A 1,392-nucleotide genomic window follows, 5' to 3' on the forward strand; every position below is an offset into this window, starting at 1 on the left:
AGTTCGGGCCGGGCGCCCGCGTGGACAGCAGCGGCAACGTGTTCCACGCCGACGCTCAGGCGCGCCAGGACGGCGGCTGGCACGGTCGACGCCGGCAATTGGTGCGGATGACCGCCGCGTTCGGTCTGGCCGCCGCCGGCACCGCCGTCGGCACCCTGGCGGCCATCAACCGCCGCTCCCGGTCGGACCGCTGATGGCGGACGTCGAGCGTCAGAATGCGCCGACCGTCACCGGCGCGCACAATGGGGCGATCATGGCGAGCTGTCTCGTGGAAGTCGACGAGTCGTCGGCGGTGGTCCGGTTGACCGGTGTGCTCGACGCCGCCGGAGCCGAGGCGGTACGCGGCGCCCTGCTCACCCGCCTCGCGGACCGCCCCGGCCCGGTGGTGGCGGACGTGACCGGTCTGCGGTTCGTCGAGCCGGCCGGTCGGGGCATCTTCGCCGACATTCGCCGGGAGGTCGCCGACTGGCCCGCCGCGGATCTGCTGCTGTGTGACCCGACGGCCGCCGGGCCCGCCCAACCGGACTCCGCAGCCGCCGGGCCCGCCCACTCGGACTCGGCGCTCGACGGCGTGCCGGCCTGGCCGACGCTCGACGGCGCGCTGGCCGCCATCGCGACGACACCACTGGCGGCGGTGCTCACCGCCGAACTCGCCCCGACGGTGGGAGCCGCCCGGCAGGCCCGCGATCTGGTCAACACCGGTTGCGAGCGCTGGGGCATGCCGACGCTCGCCGATCCGGCGTGCATCGCCATCACCGAGATGGTCAACAACGTGGTGGCCCATGCCCAGACCCCGATGACGGTTCGGCTGGCACCCCAGGAGACCACCCTGCACCTGGCGGTTCGTGACCACTCCCCGCGCCGGCCGACGTTCGCCGGGATCTCCCCGCCGTCCCGGGCCGGCGGCCGGGGCCTGCTGCTGATCGACACGGTGACCCGTCGCTGGGGCAGCAGCGCCGTAGGGGACGGCAAGGTCGTCTGGTGTGTGCTGCACCCGGACGACGAGGCCCTCTGACCAAGCTGATCGCGGCGTACCTCGCCGGCCGGTACGCGCTGCCGGCCCCGGGCTTTCGCCGTCGACGCCCGGTTCGGTGCCGTTTCGCCGAAGGGTCACCCGGTTACGGCGGGAGGGCAGCGGGTAGTGATCAGACATGCGCGACAACGAGTACCCGACCCCCGTGTCCGACACCGAGGCGCAAGGGCTGCCCGACACCGCCGATGACGACTCGACCGCCAACGACGACGTCTTCACCGGGCGCGAGGCGGACGGCCCCGACCCGGCCCAGCTGCCCGGCGACCGGACGCCGGTGGCGGTGGACCGGTTCGGAACGACAGCTGAGGAGCAGCTCGACGGTGAGTCGTTGGACTACAAGCTCGACCGTGAGGTCTACG

At 73.4% G+C, this 1,392-nt stretch carries 1 protein-coding gene and 2 pseudogenes; all 3 read left to right on the forward strand.

What is annotated here, in order from left to right:
* Positions 1-194, forward strand: a pseudogene (locus KBX53_RS32900) (short-chain dehydrogenase); the annotation flags it as partial.
* Positions 194-1,015: an ATP-binding protein gene (locus KBX53_RS32905; protein ID WP_210863754.1), complete on the forward strand. Its 822-nt coding sequence runs from the start codon at positions 194-196 to the stop codon at positions 1,013-1,015. The pseudogene KBX53_RS32900 and the gene KBX53_RS32905, both read left to right, overlap by 1 nt.
* A 136-nt stretch (positions 1,016-1,151) precedes the next feature.
* Positions 1,152-1,392: pseudogene (locus tag KBX53_RS32910) on the forward strand (hypothetical protein); the annotation flags it as partial.

The organism is Micromonospora sp. M51, from assembly GCF_018070305.1.
GTDB lineage: Bacteria > Actinomycetota > Actinomycetes > Mycobacteriales > Micromonosporaceae > Micromonospora > Micromonospora parva.